Annotated in this window: 18 protein-coding genes; 5 read left to right on the top strand and 13 right to left on the bottom strand. The window is 64.8% G+C overall.

Features of this window, described 5'->3' with window-relative positions:
• Positions 1 to 98: 98 nt before the first annotated feature.
• The 3 genes from ACQY4S_RS00290 to ACQY4S_RS00280 all read right to left on the bottom strand — a co-directional run bounded on the left by ACQY4S_RS00290 (position 99) and on the right by ACQY4S_RS00280 (position 3,764).
• Positions 99 to 560, bottom strand: a complete 462-nt coding sequence (locus ACQY4S_RS00290; RefSeq protein WP_428483168.1) for a cupin domain-containing protein — start codon at positions 558 to 560, stop codon at positions 99 to 101.
• Between the two features lie 2 nt (positions 561 to 562).
• The gene (locus tag ACQY4S_RS00285) at positions 563 to 1,651 is read right to left on the bottom strand and encodes a RuBisCO large subunit C-terminal-like domain-containing protein (RefSeq protein WP_428483167.1); all 1,089 of its coding nucleotides are present in this window, start codon (positions 1,649 to 1,651) and stop codon (positions 563 to 565) included.
• Between the two features lie 67 nt (positions 1,652 to 1,718).
• Positions 1,719 to 3,764, bottom strand: coding sequence for an acetate--CoA ligase family protein (locus tag ACQY4S_RS00280; protein ID WP_428483166.1), 2,046 nt, complete (start codon positions 3,762 to 3,764; stop codon positions 1,719 to 1,721).
• Between the two features lie 107 nt (positions 3,765 to 3,871).
• On the opposite strand from ACQY4S_RS00280, the gene ACQY4S_RS00275 reads away from it, so the two are divergent.
• Positions 3,872 to 4,663 (top strand): enoyl-CoA hydratase/isomerase family protein, encoded by a 792-nt coding sequence (locus ACQY4S_RS00275; RefSeq protein ID WP_428483165.1) that lies wholly within the window; start codon positions 3,872 to 3,874, stop codon positions 4,661 to 4,663.
• A 73-nt stretch (positions 4,664 to 4,736) separates the two neighbouring features.
• Here ACQY4S_RS00275 and ACQY4S_RS00270 read toward each other — a convergent pair whose 3' ends face one another.
• From ACQY4S_RS00270 to ACQY4S_RS00255, 4 genes are all read right to left on the bottom strand, one after another.
• Entirely contained in the window at positions 4,737 to 5,189 is a 453-nt protein-coding gene (locus tag ACQY4S_RS00270; protein ID WP_428483164.1) for a DUF29 domain-containing protein, read from the bottom strand.
• A 183-nt stretch (positions 5,190 to 5,372) separates the two neighbouring features.
• Positions 5,373 to 5,678, bottom strand: a complete 306-nt coding sequence (locus tag ACQY4S_RS00265) for a hypothetical protein (RefSeq protein ID WP_428483163.1) — start codon at positions 5,676 to 5,678, stop codon at positions 5,373 to 5,375.
• A 251-nt stretch (positions 5,679 to 5,929) separates the two neighbouring features.
• Positions 5,930 to 6,274, bottom strand: a complete 345-nt coding sequence (locus tag ACQY4S_RS00260) for a Lin0512 family protein (protein ID WP_428483162.1) — start codon at positions 6,272 to 6,274, stop codon at positions 5,930 to 5,932.
• Positions 6,275 to 6,303: 29 nt separating this feature from the next.
• Positions 6,304 to 6,645, bottom strand: a complete 342-nt coding sequence (locus ACQY4S_RS00255; RefSeq protein ID WP_428483161.1) for a Lin0512 family protein — start codon at positions 6,643 to 6,645, stop codon at positions 6,304 to 6,306.
• A gap of 113 nt (positions 6,646 to 6,758) precedes the next feature.
• Here ACQY4S_RS00255 and ACQY4S_RS00250 point away from each other — a divergent pair, with 113 nt between their 5' ends.
• The gene (locus ACQY4S_RS00250; RefSeq protein WP_428483160.1) at positions 6,759 to 7,853 is read left to right on the top strand and encodes an LLM class flavin-dependent oxidoreductase; all 1,095 of its coding nucleotides are present in this window, start codon (positions 6,759 to 6,761) and stop codon (positions 7,851 to 7,853) included.
• 200 nt (positions 7,854 to 8,053) lie between these two features.
• On the opposite strand, the gene ACQY4S_RS00245 is transcribed toward ACQY4S_RS00250, so the two are convergent.
• The 4 genes from ACQY4S_RS00245 to ACQY4S_RS00230 all read right to left on the bottom strand — a co-directional run bounded on the left by ACQY4S_RS00245 (position 8,054) and on the right by ACQY4S_RS00230 (position 10,215).
• Entirely contained in the window at positions 8,054 to 8,545 is a 492-nt protein-coding gene (locus tag ACQY4S_RS00245) for an eCIS core domain-containing protein (RefSeq protein WP_428483159.1), read from the bottom strand.
• 185 nt (positions 8,546 to 8,730) lie between these two features.
• The gene (locus ACQY4S_RS00240; protein ID WP_428483158.1) at positions 8,731 to 9,291 is read right to left on the bottom strand and encodes a demethoxyubiquinone hydroxylase family protein; all 561 of its coding nucleotides are present in this window, start codon (positions 9,289 to 9,291) and stop codon (positions 8,731 to 8,733) included.
• Positions 9,292 to 9,301: 10 nt separating this feature from the next.
• Entirely contained in the window at positions 9,302 to 9,802 is a 501-nt protein-coding gene (locus ACQY4S_RS00235; protein ID WP_428483157.1) for a disulfide bond formation protein B, read from the bottom strand.
• On the bottom strand, positions 9,772 to 10,215 hold the full coding sequence (locus ACQY4S_RS00230) for a hypothetical protein (RefSeq protein ID WP_428483156.1): 444 nt from the start codon (positions 10,213 to 10,215) through the stop codon (positions 9,772 to 9,774). The genes ACQY4S_RS00235 and ACQY4S_RS00230 overlap by 31 nt, the downstream gene beginning before the upstream one ends.
• Positions 10,216 to 10,219: 4 nt before the next feature.
• Between ACQY4S_RS00230 and ACQY4S_RS00225 the strand changes: the two genes are divergently transcribed.
• Positions 10,220 to 10,816, top strand: coding sequence for a glutathione S-transferase family protein (locus ACQY4S_RS00225; protein WP_428483155.1), 597 nt, complete (start codon positions 10,220 to 10,222; stop codon positions 10,814 to 10,816).
• A gap of 230 nt (positions 10,817 to 11,046) precedes the next feature.
• Positions 11,047 to 12,243: a paraquat-inducible protein A gene (locus tag ACQY4S_RS00220; protein ID WP_428483154.1), complete on the top strand. Its 1,197-nt coding sequence runs from the start codon at positions 11,047 to 11,049 to the stop codon at positions 12,241 to 12,243.
• A 129-nt stretch (positions 12,244 to 12,372) separates the two neighbouring features.
• Here the strand turns inward: ACQY4S_RS00220 and ACQY4S_RS00215 are convergent, their stop codons facing one another.
• A complete protein-coding gene (locus tag ACQY4S_RS00215) occupies positions 12,373 to 13,050 on the bottom strand; it encodes a glycine cleavage system protein R (RefSeq protein ID WP_428483153.1) in 678 nt (225 codons plus the stop codon).
• Between the two features lie 69 nt (positions 13,051 to 13,119).
• On the opposite strand from ACQY4S_RS00215, the gene ACQY4S_RS00210 reads away from it, so the two are divergent.
• The gene (locus ACQY4S_RS00210) at positions 13,120 to 14,286 is read left to right on the top strand and encodes a pyridoxal-phosphate-dependent aminotransferase family protein (RefSeq protein ID WP_428483152.1); all 1,167 of its coding nucleotides are present in this window, start codon (positions 13,120 to 13,122) and stop codon (positions 14,284 to 14,286) included.
• Between the two features lie 305 nt (positions 14,287 to 14,591).
• Here ACQY4S_RS00210 and ACQY4S_RS00205 read toward each other — a convergent pair whose 3' ends face one another.
• A complete protein-coding gene (locus ACQY4S_RS00205; protein ID WP_428483151.1) occupies positions 14,592 to 17,249 on the bottom strand; it encodes a bifunctional diguanylate cyclase/phosphodiesterase in 2,658 nt (885 codons plus the stop codon).
• Between the last annotated feature and the right edge of the window lie 306 nt (positions 17,250 to 17,555).

Genomic DNA, 17,555 nt, shown 5'->3' with positions numbered 1-17,555 from the left:
GACCAGTGCCAACCATTCGGGACTGATGGGTCCTCGATGGAAGGGTTTCAGTAGCCCGTTCGCACTCGGTCATCAGACCGATGAAAGATGCGATGGGTCTAGGTTGTGCTCATGAAGCGGGCAATCGCAGGATCTCGCTTCAGCGCCGCCAGATCGTCGTCGGTGGGCAAGCGAGGACGGTCGCGCTGGCTGTTAACCATGCACAGAAAGCCGAGGGCTTCCGTCGGCGCCGCGCGAAACTGGTGCCAGGTCCAGGCAGGAATAGTAATGAGGTCGAATGGCTTAACGGCCTGCACGGTCCTGTCGACCAGGCACGCGCCACGGCCGCGCAGTATCATCACGGCATGCGTGTGCTCATGTTGTTCCAGTGTCGAATATCCGGCCGGGTCCATTTCGAAATAGCGCAATTCGCAGGCCAGGTTGTCCTGCTGGAACAGCACCTGGCGGGAGATGTCCTTAAACGGCGCGCTGCCGTCCTGCTTGTATGGCTGATGCGCCACCGCATCCCAGCGAAACCCCTGCATGGCGGGGCGAAACAGCGGCAGGGCGTCGTCATCCATAGTCAGCCTCGGGTAAAGCGATGGTCAGCGACGGCGCGGGCAAAAGCGGCGGCTTCGTCGGTGATGCGGTCCTGCGCCAGCAGAAGATTGCCGCCGATCAACAACATCGTGTCCGGACCGTAAAAGTCAAGGATTTCCGAGGTCCGCGCAACGGTCATGCCGCCGGCCGGGACAGGCAGGGCGGGGCGCAGGCCGTCCCCGACCTCACGGGCGCGGCTGGCCAAGGATCGGCACGTCGCCTGGCTATAGCCGAACCGCCCGCCATGGCTCGGGAAGATCACAGCATCAGCGCCGATCAGGCGAAACAGCTTGCCGATCAGCAGGTCGGGGCAGATGCGCAGGCCGCCCAGGCTGGGATGGGCGATGAACGCGATGTCGGGAAACCCCCGCACCAGCGCCTGCACCGCAGGAAAACCAGCAATCATCGGCGCCACCATGACGCAGTCCAGCCCTTCCTCGCGCGCCAGCGCGGCATGCGTCCGTAACTGATCAAGATTACCGGTCAGGCTCGGGACGTAGCGGGTCGGATGCCCGGTGGCGCGCGCGGCGCGGGCGACCCCGGCCGCGCAAGCCCGTATTCGATCGGCGAAGGGGCTATAGTGTTGATCAGCCAGGCCGTGATCGTCCTTGATGATATCCAGCCCGCCGCGCGCGAATTGCTCCGCCAGCCGGCCGAGGCGGTCGACCGGCAAGCCCTGCGGCTTCAGCGCCGACCCGGTAAAGGCCCGCCCGTGCAGCGCCAGCCGGTGGCGCAAACCCGCGATGCCATGCCGCGGGCCGCCAAAAGCGAGGCGCAACGGCGCTGGGATGTCCACATCGACAAGCACGACATCCTCGTGCAGGGACGTGTTGCCAAACAGCATGTTGAGGAGCTGACCGGCATCGGTGCCAACCGTGGCGACGGCAAGGCCGATTCGCACGGCGAAGGTGTTGGCGCCCAGATCATGGATGGCCTCGACCTGGCCGACAATGTCTTCCAGCACCGACGGGTCATCGATGGCGGCGAGCGGCATCTCCACGCTCTGTTCCACCGCGATGGCCTGAGCCCGAGCCTCGATCGAGGCGGCGTCCGCGCGGACGCGGTAGGTCACCGAGAATCGCATCACCGTGCAGCCAGGCACTGTCGTGGCGGCCTGTCGTTTGTCATAGTGTCGTCCGTCATAGGCGCGGCACCACCAGCGCATCCACGGCGACCGCGCCTTCCCGCCCCAGCATCACCGGGTTAATGTCGATCGCATGCAGCCGGTCGCCGAGCGCCAGCGCCGCCTCCTGCAGCGCCATCAGCAGATCGACGAAGGCCTCCGCCGACCCGGGATGCTTCCAGCGCGGGCTGGCCATCACGCGGCCGAGGCTGCCCGCCGCCAGACCGGCCTCGATCGCGGGCCGGCCGGAGGGAATGGGGAACGTCGCGACATCGTGCAGCGCCTCGGCGAAGATGCCACCCAGGCCAGCGATCAGCACCAAGCCGACGCCCTCGGCGCGGGTGACGCCGGCGATCGCCTCCAGGCCGCCGGTGATCATCGCCTGCACGATGACATGTGGGCAGGCGACGGCGGTGCAGGCTCGCAAGACCTGATCGGGATCGCGCAGCCCGACATGCACCAGCCCCAGGTCGCTCTTGTGAGCGACACCCTCGGCGACGCCCTTCAGCACCACCGGATAACCCAGGCGCGTGGCCGCCGCCACCGCATCGGCATGTGAATCGCATTCGATTGTGGCCACCGTCCGGACGCCGAACCTGGCGAGCAGGCGCAGGCTCTCTGGTTCGCTCATTGGCCGCGTCGGCAGCATGGTTGCGTTGATCGCAGCGGCCTCGGGCTGTGGCTGCGGCGGCGGGAACAGCAGTGCGCCGATCCCTTCCAGCAGGATGTCGGTCTCGGTGAAGACGTCGATGCCACGGGCGACGTAGGTTTGGCGCTCCGCTTCCGGCATGCCGCCCGGGCTGACCAGCAGCAGCGGCTTGCCGGAGGTCTCCCGCGCCTTGCCCATGGCGGCGCGGTAGGGATCGCCCTGCCACGGATTCATCGAGTGCACCAGCGCCAGGCCAACCGAGACCCCGGGATCGTTCAGCAGCCGTGTCGGAACATCGGCTGAGCGGCGCATGCCGCCAAAGATGCCCATATCCAGTGGATTGCCGATGCGGGAGAACATCTTCTGGGCGTCGATCGCCGCATGCGTCTCCGGCGTCAGGGTGGCGAGCGGCACGCCCAGCGCCGCGCAGCGGTCGGCGATCAGCGACGCGCCGGCGCCGGAGGTGGACAGCGCGCCGAGCGTGCCTGGGCACGGGCCGTACTTGTCCAGCAGAGCGGCGGCGGTCATCAGCCCCTCCAGCGTCGCCACGGTGGCCACGCCGCTGGCCGCGAACAGCGCGCGATATGAAGCATCGTCGCCGGCCAGCCGGGAGGAATGCGCCACGGCGGCCGCGGCGCCCGCCGCCGACCCGCCAATCTTCAGCGCCACGACCGGCTTGCCCGCCGCGTGTGCGGCCAGCGCCAGGCGACGAAAGCGCGGCCCATCGTCCAGGCTGTCGATCAGCAACGCGATGACCCTGGTCGGCGCATGGGTCAGCGCGTATTCCATGGTATCGAGCACCGACATGTCGGCCTCATTGCCGACCGAGGCGAACAGCGACAGCCCGGCCCCCAGCATGGACAGCCGTCCCGCCATGGCGTCGAACAGGGCGCCGCTGTGGGAGAAGATGGAAATCCCGCCGGGTGCGAGGCGCTTGGCATGCGCGGTATTGAAGCCGATGGAAAGCGGATGGTGCGCGTTGTAGATACCGTTGCAGTTGGGACCGACGATGCGGATGCCTTCCTCCCGCGCGATGCGCCGCAGGTCTTGCTGCCGCGCCGCACCACCGGCGTCCAGACTTTCGGCGTAGCCGGCGGAGCCGACGATCACCGCCTTCAGGCCGGCGCGGGCGCAGTCGCGCACCGCCTGCACCGCGGCTTCGGCCGGGATGGCGAGGAATGCCGTGTCCACCGCTTCGGGCACAGCCTTCAAGTCGGGGAAGCAGGCAATACCATCGACGGCCTTCAACCGGCGGCTGATGCCGTAGACGCCGCCCGCATAGCCGCTGCCGCGGACGTTGGTCAGCACGATGTAGCCATGCTTGGTGGTATCGTCGGACGCGCCAATCACCGCGACGGCGCGCGGGTGGAACAGCGCGTGCAACGCATCCTGGGTGGTGATCCTGGCTGACATCGGGCGTCGGCTCCCTGGCAAGACATCCAGCACATAGTGTCGGCGCGCCGGCGGCGTGTCCATGTCACGCAGTCTCGGTTAGTCTCGATCGTCCAGAGAGGGAGACGATGATGGCGGACGCTGAGCCAATTCTGTTGTCGGAGACGCGCGGCCATATCCGGCTGCTGACCATCAACCGCCCAGAGCGAATGAATTCGCTGTCACCCGAACTGTCGGATGAACTGATCAAGGCGTTCGTCGATGCCGGTGCCGACCCTGACGTGCGGGCGATCGTGCTGACCGCGGTTGGCGACCGGGCATTCTGTGCCGGCGCGGATCTGAAGGCGCGGGCGCAGGAGGACACCGAGGGCAAGCCGTTCCAGCCGCTGCTGTCTCGCGTGCAACGTTATGTCTTCGAAGTTGTCTACGAGACGGTGAAGCCGACGATCGCCGCGCTGAACGGGTCCGCCGTCGCCGGCGGGATGGAACTGGCGCTGGCGTGCGACATGCGCGTGGCGGCGGAGCACGCGTTGATGGGACTGCCGGAAGCCAAGCGCGGCAAGGGCGCGCACTTCGCTAACGTCATGCTGCCGCGGATGATCCCGTCCGGCATCGCCTTCGAGATGCTCTACCTCGGCGAATACATCAACATGGACGATGCGCGCCACTGGGGCCTGGTCAATCGCGTGGTGCCGCGCGGCGAGGCGTTGAACGAAGCCATGCGGATGGCCGAGATGCTGTGTGAGAACGCCCCGGTCTCGCTGCGGCGGATGAAGGAGACGGCGGTGCGGGCGAACGGCCTGCCGGTGCCGGTCGCGCTGCGGCTGAACGAGGGGATCAGCCCGTACAGCAGCGAAGACCGGGTAGAGGGCGTGCGGGCCTATGTGGAGAAGCGCAAACCGGTCTGGCGGGGTCGGTAGTTTCAGGGTCGCGAACGGAAGGCGCGGATCGGCTTTTGCATGGCTTCATCCAGGGGTCAGCTTCCGACCAGACTCAGGGCAGCCACTCCCCGGTCACCTGATCCTGGGTATAGCTGACGGCATCGAGTTCGATCAGGGCTTGCTCACCATGGTCTGCCAGCGCCGCGTGCACCCGCTTCCTGGCGCCGGCAAGTTTTTCACCGATGACGCCAGGAATGGTCTGGCGAAGACTGGGGGCATCCTTCAGCAAGGTTTCAATCTCGTCCCGCTGCTCCCGGATCGTCTCGAGCCAGCCAATGCGCGGCGCGACCGCCGGCGACGCCTGCAATTTCATCAGATGGATGAGTATCGTGGAGATCCTGCTGGCAAGTTCCCGCGCAACGCTCTTGCCCAACGATTCAATCTCCTCGGCGATGTTCAGCCAATCCAGTTCGACATCATTGACCGGCTCGCCGGCCCCGCGGCGACGCAGCATCTCGGCTTGGCGTGTGGACCAGACCAGGATATCAGTGTCGTACGCACTCATGCTGCCCTCCGTCATGGCTCGCTGTTATATATGGACGTGCAACTTCTTCCAGTTCTGCAGTATTAATGCATATACCAAATAGATACCACTGACGATCAGGCGTAGGCGGTGATAACGGTCACGCCACGATGTTGACGGACTTGCCGGAGTTGCCGTGCTGATCCGTGGATGACGACAGAAAGTTCAACGCCTTCTGGATAACGCCCGCTCCCATGGTTGGGCTGCTGGCATACTGCGCAAGAACTGTGCTGTAACAGGCCCCTTCAAGGTTCCCATGGCGCGGGAGATCGCGATGGCATCCGCCAGCGGGTTTGTTTTTATATTGCCGTTCGGTCCTGCTTGCGTTTGCCAGTTGCTACCGTAGACCGCCGACAACATTGCCTTGTCACCACTGGTAAGCGTTGTATCGAGGTCGATCGCCGTTCCCGTTTTCAGGCTGGGGTAGAGGTTTGTCACGGGACTTGGAAACAAACTTGGCTGAATCTGCACAATCTACCTTCCCGAAAATCACCTCAGTAATTGCAAGAATTACGCCAAGAACTATCGTTTAGTTCAACTCGTTGGTGCTGTTCATCCGATAGGCGCTAGGCAATAGTTGCGTACTGCAAACGAGGTTGCCGGTCCTGCCCGGGCTGGCAATCCTTGCAACGCCCGGCTAACAGCCTCGTCGGCCTGTGCTCCCACGCCGCCTTGTCTGCCTCGGGCACCGCTTATCGGCGATCATACACTCATCGCCGATCCTAAGGTAATTCCAGCCGCACCGCCACGGCCGCCGCCGCGATCACTGCATTGTCGCCGCGCTCCCGGTCGATCACGTCCAGACCTCCCTTCACCGCCCTGACGGTGACGACACCATGGGGAAGGGACGCCCTGACCGCCTCGGTGTCCACCTTGTCCGGCTGCTGCACACCGATCGTGACCTCGACGAACATCTGCGTCTCCGCATCGATGCCGAGCGAACGGAGCATCGAGAGGGAGGAGTGGTGCAGGGCGTCCTGCACGGCGCGCAGCGCGGCCTTGGTGTAGTCGCCGCCGTGCAGGTCGTTGCCGGCGCCAAGCTCCAGGATGACTCGCTTGCGGGACATGGTCATTCTCCTTGCGTCATTCTCCGTGGTCACGCGACATCTAGCCAGACGACGGCGGCGGCGTTGGCGATCAGGGTGGAACCGGTGTTCTCGTCGTTGACGATCTCCAGGCCGCCATCGACCACCGTCACCGTGCCGGTGCCGTGCGGCAGGATCGCCAACACCTCTTGCTTGTTTACCTTCTCCGGGTGCGGCACGCCGATGGTGACCTCCACCTGCATGGCATCGGTGTCCAGCCCCAGCGCTTTGGCGATGTTGAGCGAGTTGTGCCACAGAGCATCGCGCAGGGCGCGCACCGCGGCCTTGGTCGGGTCGGCACCCCGAATATCGCTTCCCATGCCGATTTCCAGCACCATGCGTTTCAACGCCATCGCCGCTTCCTTGGTTGTCTCGGACAGCTTAGGCCCAGCCCATCCCGGCGGCAAAGTTGCGAACCGCCCGCTGTCGTGAAAGCATGGCAACCACCAACGGACAGGAGGACGCAATGGACGTCGGTTTGCAGATGGTGTTCGCCAGCTACGGCTGGAGCGGCGTTTCCGATGCGCAGGTGTGGGATGAGGAGATCCGGCTGGCGCGAGTGGCTGCTGATTCGGGTTTCGATGCGCTGTGGTCGGTGGAGCACCATTTCAACGACTACTCGTTCTGTCCCGACAACCTGCAGTTGATGGCTTATCTGGCAGCGGTCTGTCCGAACGTCGATCTCGGGACGGCCGCCGTGATCCTGCCGTGGAACGATCCGCTGCGGGTCGCCGAACGAGCGATCGTCGTAGACTTGCTCAGCAAGGGGCGCCTGCGCCTTGGCATGGGCCGAGGCCTGGCGCGCCGCGAATTTCACGCCTTCCGCGGCACGATGGATGAATCACGTGAACGGTTTGATGAAGCGGCGGCGATGATTGTCAACGCCTTGCGCACCGGCTTCATCGAGGGCGACGGAACATACTATAAGCAGCCGCGGACGGAGTTGCGGCCCCGGCCGGTGAAGCCGATCGACGGGCGGATCTACGCCGTGGCGTCATCCGATGACTCTGTCGTTTCTGCGGCGAAGCTGAACGCCCGCATGGTTATGTTCGCCGACCGCCCTTGGCCGATGCGCATGCCGGCAATCCGGAAGCACCGCGAGCTGACCCGGCAGATGCACGGCGGGACGGAACTTCCCCCCTTGCTGGCGGATTTCTGCATCTGCACACCGACGATGGACGGCGCCGAGGACAAGGCTCGGCAATACATGGGAAAATTCGTCGAGAGCAATTTCTATCATTACGAGTTACTTGGTGAACATTTCAGTACGGTGAAAGGCTATGATGCCTATGCGCAGAAGATCGCACTGGCCAAGGAGATCGGCATGGACGGAATCGTCTCGGCATTCATGCAGGCGGCGGTCTGGGGCACGCCGGATCACATCCTGAAGATGTTTGAGGAGCGTCGGGCGATCGTGGGCGAGTTCGAACTGGCAACATCGTTCCGGTTCGGTGGAACACCGTTTGATCTGGCCGAGGATGGGCTAAAGCTTTACGCAAAGGAGGTGCTTCCGGTGTTGAAGGCGTGGTCGCGGCCGGTCGCGGCGCAGGCGGCGGCGTAGCGAACGACGTCATACGCCGGCCCTGCCGTCTCGTTGATCCGGGCCGGCGACTGTGGCGCAACCACCACCCATATCGCTGTGCGGGCGTCCTGTGCAGAACACGCCCGATAATGCCTTCGCGTCAGCCGGGCTGGTCACCGATTTCGCATGACCCTGACGTGGTCCCTGGCCGGCGCCGGCTTAATCGGACGTGTGGTTCCTCAGGACCCGCGTTGCGAATGCCACGCCATGAAGCGGTTGGCGTTGTCGATCGCCTCCCGCTCCACCGCCGCGCTGTCGCGGGCGTAACGTTCGGCAAACCCGTCGATGCCCCATCGCTGATATTGCATCAAATGCGTCAGCTCGTGCGCCCACAGTTGCAGGTCGGACTGCGCCAGCCGCTCGGACTTGAACAGCACGACTTCGCCCAGTGTCAGAGCAATGGCGTCGCCGTAGGAAAAAGCCAGTGCCGGCAAGGTCAACGCCTCGGCTTTCCCGCTGGCGAACCGAGTCTTCCGCAGCAGCGCTGGAGGAAAATAGCCCAATAGGGAGCGGTAGACGGCGGACGGGATCGGCCGAACGCCATCAGCAATGGCTTGCTGGCGAGCGACCTCGATCAGGCGGGCGAGCACTATGGCGATGTAGTCTATTAGCGCAGGCGGCAGTGGTCTGGGCTGCGCTTGTTCCGGCGGCGATTGAGCGCGTGCCGGCATGACCCACGTCACCAGTGCCGCTAGCACGAGGCGCCGCCGCGTACGAAGGGTTGGGACATCATCATGCACGGATCATTGCACAGCATAATGCCGAAACAATGCTGAAAATGTGGCGAAAACGCAGCCATGACGGGCGGAAGCCACGATAACCGCACGCGGCGGCAGTGGCGACCGGCTGCGCGGCTCTACAGCCGCTCGCTAAGCGCGATCGCGGTGCGGCAGCCGGCCTTGATCACGCCGGACAGCAGGCGATAGCCCAGCGCCTGTTCGGCGCCATGCGCCAAGCCGATCTCGCGGTGCTCAAGTTCCTCGGAACGAAACTTCTCCAGTGTCTCGCGCAGATCAGGTGCGGTGGAATCCACGGACTCTATCTGCGCGCCGTAATGGGCGTCGATCGCCTCCTCCACCGCGACGGTGCAGGCCATGGCGGCTTTCTCACCCAGCGCGGCGGTGACGGCACCAAGGGCAAAGCCGGCGAGGCGCCAGAATGGCAGCAGGGCGGTCGGGCGCACGCGGCGGTCGGCGATCAGGGTGTTGAAGGTGGCCAGGTGATGCTGTTCCTGCGCCTGCATGTGCCGCAGCAGGCCGCCCTTGTCACCGCGGCCGAGTACGGCGAGTTGGCCGGCGTAGATTTGCACGGCGCCATATTCGCCGGCGTGGTCGACGCGGATCATGCGTTCCGTCCGCTGGCGGTCAGTCAGGTCGCCAGGTCGCTGCCCGGGGCCATCCAAATTGTCGCTTGTCATTGTCCGCTTGTCATCGTCTTGGGAACCTCGCTTGCAGCGACATGGCCACGATCGTGGAGAATGCCAGGGCATACAGCAGGTTCATCGCCGCCATTGATACCGGCAGCCCAGGGATCAGGAAGGTCGGATCGTCGCAAGGCTTGGATGGTCGCGCCGGCATCGAGGCCAGGCGCTGGGCGACCGACCCGCTCGCCAGCCGTGGTGCCGCACACTCCGGCAGCGGGCTTGGCCACCATTGGAACTCCACCCCGACATGCACCGCGGCGATCGCCGCATCCGCCAGCAGGCACAGCACGGCGGCAGTCAACAGCAGGCGGGCGACGCCGCGACGGGCGATCGCCGCCAGCAGACCGAGGACAATGACGATGCGGTAAGGCCACCGCTCCAGCAGGCACAGCGCGCAGGGGACTAGGCCACCCCAGACTTCCGTCGCGTGCGCGATGCCGAGGGCGGCGATCCCTGCAAGAGCCGTCAGGACACTCAAGGTGCGGGGTGGCGGCTGTTGTCGCATGAATGCCGTTTGCCCTGGTTGGTGGAATGAAGCAAGTTGCCGGGCAGTGGCAGCGGGTTTAGCCTTATACCGTCCTCGCTCGGAAGTCGTCCTTGCAGCCATTCATCGCCCTTGACCTGCAATGTTTCAATCTGCGTGTGCGGGTCGGCTGCTTCCGGACCGCGAATCGCCGCCGCTTCGGTTGCATGCCGCTCAGCGGCGATCGAGCCGGCGGCGACCTCGGCCTGCTGGTGGACGCTCCGCGCGGGGCAATCCTGTGCGAGCTTGGCGGGGACGCGGTGCCGACGGCGCTGTCGAGACACCTGGATGCCGTTCTCCAACAGGTTAACAATGAAGATTGCGACGACAGTAGGGATTGATAGCATGAATGAAAGCGCACAGCGGATCGTCTGGGGCCGCGCCTCATCGAGCAACGTCATGAAGGTGCTGTGGGGCCTGACCGAGATGGACCTGCCGTTCCAGCGGATCGATGTCGGGGGCGCCTTCGGCGGGACAGACACCCCCGAATACCGTGCGATGAACCCGACCGGCCTGGTGCCCACGTTGCAGGAGGGCGACTTCACGCTGTGGGAGAGCAACGCCATCCTGCGCTACCTCGCGCAGGGTCATGCTGCGGGCGCTGCCTTGTGGCCGGCCGACCGGCATGTCCGTGCCACGGTCGATCACTGGATGGACGCGCAGCAGACGCTGCTGAACCGGCCCATGGGCGGCGTGTTCTGGGGCCTGGTTCGCACGCCGCCAGACAAACGAGATTTGGGCGCGGTGGCCACCTCAATCGAGGAAACCGCCAGGATCTGGGGCATGATTGAGCCGGCGCTGAACCGGCACGGATACATCGCGGGCGCCGATTTCAGCCTGTGCGACATTCCCTGGGGTGTCCATGTGCATCGGTGGTTCGGCATGAACTATCTTGGGCTGACGCGGCCGGAACTGCCTGGCCTTCGCGCCTGGTATGACCGGCTGTGCGAGCGGCCGGCATTCCAGCAGCATGTGGTGGGCTGTCCGATCGCGTAGCGGCTGGACGAACATCATGCCCGCACACTCGGCAATCGGCGTGTTGCCAGACACCGCCGCACGAACAGGGCATCGGCAATTGGCAGGATAACACTCGACCACTGTCTGATCCCAGGTCAACGTCGCGAACCAGAGGGATGACGCGCGCGTTGGCGTGGAAGTGCCACTGAATACGGCACCGTCTCGTAAGGATGCTGATCGCCTGCCGAGACTGCGCGACCATCCAGCACATGCCGCCGACGCCCACGCGGGGACGGCTGGCGTGCTGGCGATGCGGACGTGTGCTGGAAAATGCCACCGGGCGTAGCCTGGATGCCGCGCTGGCCTGCACGATCGCGACATTGCTGCTGCTGCTGCCGGCCAACCTGATGCCGGTAATGACGATGCATATCGCCGGGATCAGCCGCTCGACCTACCTTGTCTCCGGGCTGGGCACCGCCTGGGGCCAGGGCTGGCCGATGGTCACGATTGTCCTTGGACTGCAGGCGCTTGTCCTGCCCACCCTGCGGTTCGGGTTGCTGTCGGTCACGTTGGGTGCCCTTCGGCTGGGCAGGCGCGGCGGCTGGATCGGCCGGGCGTTCCGGTATTGCGAGGTGCTCGATGTCTGGACCATGGCGGATGTCCTGCTGGTGGGCGCCGGCATCGGCTATGGGCGGATCGCATCGCAGATCCCGGTGCGGATCGATGTCAGTGGCTGGTGTTTCGTCGGTGCGGCGGTGATGACAATGGTCACCCGGGCAAGCCTTGAGCGGCGAGCGGTGTGGCGGCGGCTGGAGATGCCGCCGCAAGAGGTCGGCGCGGATGCGGTCGCCTGCCGAAGCTGCGATCTCGTGCTGCCGGGGGAGACCGAGGGGCAGCGCTGCCCACGCTGCTTCGCCCGGGTCCATCGCCGCCGTCCTTACGCGGTGATGCAGCGCACCGCGCTGCTGTCCGCGACCTTCGCCCTGACACCATTCGCCTATGATTTGCCGATGGGCGAATACTGGCTTGCCGGAATGCAAAGTCCGTGTTCGATCATCGACGGGATCGAGATGCTGTTCCAGAGCAAGTTCTGGTACTTCGGGATCGTGATCTCGTTCGTCTCGGTGGTTTTTCCGCTGGCCAAGCTGATCAGCCTGACATGGTTCCTGTTGTCGGTGCGACGGCGATCGCCATGCTGCCTGCGTCGCAAGACGCAACTCTACCGATTCATTGATAACGTCGGACGCTGGTCCACCGTTGATCCCTTCGCCGTCATCATCTTCGCGCCGCTGGTGCAGTTTGGTGAGCTGGCGCATATCGATGTCATGCAGGGATCGCCGATCTTCCTGGCGACCGTGGTGCTGTCAATGATCGCGGCACGGGCATTCGACCCGCGCCTGATGTGGGACGTGCCGGGAGCGGAACCGTGTCTGGTGGTCGCACCGGTAACGGCGGTGGGTGCATAAAGTCTGTACGGCGTGGACAGGCAAGACAGCGAGGTCAACCAGGGACATTGTCGGATGGGCCGCCGGACAGGATACCGCGGCAGTGCGGCTTCGCGCTGTTGCCGGCAACTGAGTGTTGGTGGGCGTGTCTCAGGCCGATGACAAGTTGGAACCTGGAACATTCTCCGCTGGCTGGATGTCCACGATCAGTTCATGGCCAAGTCTTTCCAGACTGGCCCGCACCGCCTCCACCGCCCTCGGGTTCGGCGCGCGCAGCAAGGCTGTTGCCCGAAACAGCGTCCCGCCGCTGAACGAGCCGCTGGCCACGTTGGTCGTCAGCTCCTCGATGTTCACCGCGTTGTCCGCCAGAATCCGGGCGATGTCGCGGACGATGCCGGGGCGGTCGTTGCCGACCACCTCCAGCGCCAGCCGCTCGCCGGCACCGTCTTGGTTGACCGGTCCAACACCCGCGGCATTCTGCGCGACGATCTGCAGCCCTTCGGACTCCAGCGCACGCAGATCGGCCAGCAGCGCCTGTGGCGCCTCGACCAGCACAATGCCGGCGAACTGGCCGGCGAGGCGCGCCATCCGGCTTTCCAGCCAGCTTCCGCCATGCGCGGCAACCGCGTGTGCCAGCGAGCGCACCAGCCCAGGGCGGTCTGGACCGATGACGGTCAGGATCAGCGAAGCCATGATCTGCCAATCCTGCGTTGGCTGCGCCACCTTGCGTTCGCTTGCATTGCTTCCGTCCAGCTTGCTTTCGTCTAGCCATACTTGCTCCGCCGTCGCCATGCCAGTGCCGAACGCCGGCGGCCGCGCGCCTGCCATGCCGTCAACATCGTTGCAATCTTCCGGCCGTCGTGGTTCCTGCGCTGCCTGTTGAAGGATGCACGCCGAATGACCCCGTTCGTGTCCGGCCGCCATTTCCTGCAAACCCCGGGACCGACCAACCTGCCCGACCGGGTGCTGCGGGCGATGGATCGCAACGCCATTAATCACCGTGGTCCCGCGTTCGGCGCACTGGGGCTGGCGGTCGTGGCGAAGCTGCGCCAAGTCTTTCGGACCGGCGGAACCGTCGGCATCTTTCCCGCCTCCGGCACCGGCGCCTGGGAATCCGCGCTGGTCAACACGCTGGTCCCTGGTGACCGTATCCTGCTCAGCCGCACCGGTCAGTTCGCCTGGCTGTGGGAACAGATGGCGCTGCGCTTCGGCCTGGACGTGGCGACACTGGAAACCGACTGGCGCCACGGCGCTGATCCGGCCGCCATCGCGCGGGTGCTGGATCACGACCGCGAGCACCGTATCAAGGCGGTCTGCGCCGTGCACAGCGAGACCTCGACAAGCTGCATGACCGATATCGCGGCGGTACGCCAGGCGATGGAAAGCCACCCGGCGCTGCTGATGGTCGACGCGATCTCATCGCTTGGATGCATTGACTATCAGCACGACGGCTGGGGCGTGGACGTGACCATCGCTGGTTCGCAGAAAGGCTTGATGGTGCCGCCGGGCCTGGCCTTCACGGCGATCAGCGGCAAGGCGCTGGCCGCCGCGCGCGCCGGCGGGTCGCGCCGCAGCTACTGGGACTGGGAGCCGCTGGTCGCCGCCAACCAGACCGGCTTCTTTCCCTACACCCCGGCGATGAACCTGCTGTTCGCGCTGGACGAAGCCCTGACGATGCTGACCGAGGAAGGTTTTCCCCGTGTCTTTGCCCGTCATGCCCGCTATGCGCAGGCGACTCGCCTGGCCGCCGCGGTCTGGGGCCTGGACTTGCAATGCGCCGATCCGGCGGCTTATGCGCCCGGCGTGACCGCGATCCGCACGCCGGAAGGCCACAGCGCCGATAATCTACGCGCGGTGATTCTGGAACGCTTCAACATGAGCCTTGGCAACGGCCTCGGCCGTCTGGAGGACCGGGTCTTCCGCATCGGCCACATGGGCGAGATAGGCGTGCTGTCCTTCACCGGCGCCCTGACCGGCGTGGAGATGGGCCTGCGCGCGGCCGGCATTCCGCATCAGGCCGGCGGGGTGCAGGCGGCGATGAACTTCCTGGCATCGGCGGGCTAGAGCGGCTTCACCAAGCGCGGAACCGCTCTAGCTGTATTTCACGAGCAATTTCATCAGCCTGAGATCGCCTCGCCATTCCAGTCAGGCTGATATTGCTCTAACGGCGCTCACCGCGACGCGTCAGGGTTCGATGCGCTGACGTAGCCTTGAGGTTTCGCTTATGTCTCCTCGAACATGTCCCAGCCGGCGCGCGCGTTCAGGCAGTTTGCGGCGCAAGTGGCGCTGATTTCCTTTCCAACGCTGCCGACTTGAGAAGGCCGATGGACGGCCGATGCTTGAACCCCAGCGCTTGAACCCCGGCAAACTCATCGGTGTGTTGCCCGAGGAAGGCGCACGGCCTTGTCGCCTCGCGGGTTGTTCGCCGCACGGTTCCAGATCAGCTCGCGCGTCTCCTCGCTGGGTGCGGGACGGCCGAGCAGAAAGCCTTGCACCCAGCGGCACTGCAGAAGGCAGAGGAGCGTAAGCTGTTCGGGCGTTTCCACGCCTTCGCCGATGACGTCGAGCCCGAGGGCGCCGGCCATCGCCAGCATCGCCTCCACCAGCGCGCGGGCCTGCCGGTCACTGTTCAGCGCGCGCAGGAAGCTGCGATCGATCTTCACGGCATCGAACGGAAAACCGCGCAGGTAGCTCAGGTTGGCGTGTGCGGTGCCAAAATCATCCAGCACCATGCGGACGCCCACGCTCCGCAGCGCCTGCATTGTCTTGACGATGTCCGCCACATCCTCCAGCAGCAGCCCCTCCGTCACTTCAAGGTCCAGACGGGTGGGCGCCAAGCCGGTCCGCGACAGCACGTCGCGAATGAACGACAGCAGGTCTTGGTCGCGGAACTGCGCCGGCGACAGGTTGATGGCGATCCGCAGCGGCAGCGCCCAGGCAGCGGCCTCGGCGCAGGCAACCTCGATGACCCAACGCCCCAACGAGATTATCAATCCCGTCTGCTCGGCTATAGGAATAAAGTCTGATGGTGGAACGGCGCCCCGTTTGGGGTGGTTCCAGCGCAACAGCGCTTCGAACGCCACCGGTTCGCTGGTGGCGGCATCGCAGATCGGCTGGTAGGCCAAGCTGAATTGCGCCAATTCGACGGCGGTACGGAAGTCCTGCTCCAACTGAACGCGATGTTGCTCCCGCTGGCCGTCCTCGGTGGCATAGGCACAGAAGGTGTTTCGTCCCGCCGCCTTGGCCTTGTATAGCGCGGTGTCGGCATTGCGCAGCAACTGTTCGGCGGTTCCACCATCGGTCGGATAGATGGCGATGCCGATGGACACGCCGATCCGCGCTCGTTCCGTACCAAGAATGTAAGGCATGCGGATCGACTCGAGCAGCCGCCGCGACACCTGTTCCGCGCCGGCCAGGTTGGTGGCAGGAAGAATAATGGCGAATTCATCGCCGCCCAGACGGCCGATGATGTCCGTGACTCGCGCGATCTCACGCATCCGCTGCGCCGCCAGGACAAGCAACTGGTCACCGGCATCGTGGCCAAGCGTATCGTTGACCGCCTTGAACCGGTCCAGGTCGAGACACAGCACCGCCACCTCGGGATTGCCGCGTCGAGCCGCCGCCAGTGTGGCATCCAATCGGGTGTTGAAGCCGTTGCGGTTGGCGAGGCCGGTAAGCTGGTCGTGCGAGGCAGCAAGCCCAAGCATCGCCTCGGCCGCGGCGCGGGCGGTGATGTCGGTGAAGGTGCGAACCAGCCCGCCATCCGGCAGCGGCGCGGTGCGCACCTCCAGCACGGTGCCGTTGGGCCGCCGGCGCTCGTAACAAGCCTGATTGTCGAGCACCAAGCCCATGTCCAGCGGCGGTTCCGAACAGGCTAAAACGTCGTCTCGCTGCCTTACGTACTCGATGACGTCAGCGGCGCGCGGGTAGGCCGCCATCATGTCGACCGGCAGGTCGAGCAGCTCAATCGCACGTTTGTTGCAAATTAGCATCATACCCGTGGCATCGATCATGATAAGGCCCTGGTTCATGTGCTCGAGCGTCGTCGCCAGCAGCGTCTCGCTCGCCTGCAATGCCTTGACCTGCCGGCTGATCTGGTCCTGCGATGCCTCGCTGATGGCGACCTGGCGGGTCAACGCGCGCAGCAACAGCGCCAGACTGATCGAGGCCGAAAGCACGCCTGCCGCGATCGCAATCGCCTGTCGAAACCAGCGCGCCAGCGCCGCCGCCTGAGTCCGAACGACATCGACGACAACCGGATAATGCTTGAGCGGATGGACGGACACGAAAGTCGGGCCGAGATCAGCAAACGTATTTGCCAGGCGATAATGGCCGCCGCCGGAAGCGACCAGGTCATACCAGCTCAGCTTGGTGGGGATGCGCGTGCCAGGCCGCAGATCGGATCCGGGAAAATGCACCAGGATCAGGCCATCGCGGCGGACGATCGAGACTCCGGTGCCGTCACTGAAACCAGTCTTGGCGAAAAATGTATCGAAGTAGTCCAGGCGGATCGGGGCGACGAGAACGCCCAGGAAAGTCCCATTTAGTCCAGTAATCCGGCGCACGAGAAAGATCGCCTTCTCGCCGGAAGTACGGGCGATCGCCGGCTCCGAGATGTACGGATTGGGGTCTGCCGTGGCGGCGAAGTATTGGAAATATGCCCGGTCCGCGACCGAATAATCCGGCACGGGCCATTTTCTGGAAAGGTTCACCAGATGTCCGGAAGAGTCGACAATGGTGAACCCAATCACTTGCGGCAGGTCGACAAGGCGCCGAGCAAGTGCCTGATGAACGTCAAGGCCGCCGAATATCTTGTGCAATACGTTCAGGTCATCAACACCACTGTCGATGATCTTGTCGGACATCTCCCGCAGGACAAAATCGACGGCTTGAAGCGTCCGCGTAGTTTGCTCCGCGAGCACGACACCAAGCCGGTGGTTGTCGTCCTCGGTGTCGGCAACGGCACCCTGGCGGAGCTGCCAGATCGCGATCCCCGCGGCGAGAACCAGGCTGAGCATCAGTGCCATCGCGACCCATGCAAGGCCGCGGCTGCGCGACGCCGATCTGAAACCTGCGGGCAAGACCTGTCTCCGTGACGGGCAACCAGAACCGAATGAGATCCGCAGGTCAACCCGACCCGTGGCGCCGCGGCGCGCAGTGGCTGCGACGCGCGGTGGCTGCAACGTAGGCGGGATTAATTAATGAAAGCCTTACGCGATCGGTCCGCAGCGTCTTGTCACGAAGATGCTGGGACTGTCGCTGGTGTCGATAAGCACGTCCCGCGTCATGCGTGAGCATGTCCCGCGCCGACGCGATCCGCCTCAGCGATGAGG

The sequence above is a fragment of the Rhodopila sp. genome, from assembly GCF_965276935.1.
Taxonomy (GTDB): domain Bacteria; phylum Pseudomonadota; class Alphaproteobacteria; order Acetobacterales; family Acetobacteraceae; genus Rhodopila.
The sequence above is the reverse complement of the archived record's forward strand: the minus strand, read 5'-3'. Positions and strand labels throughout refer to the sequence as shown.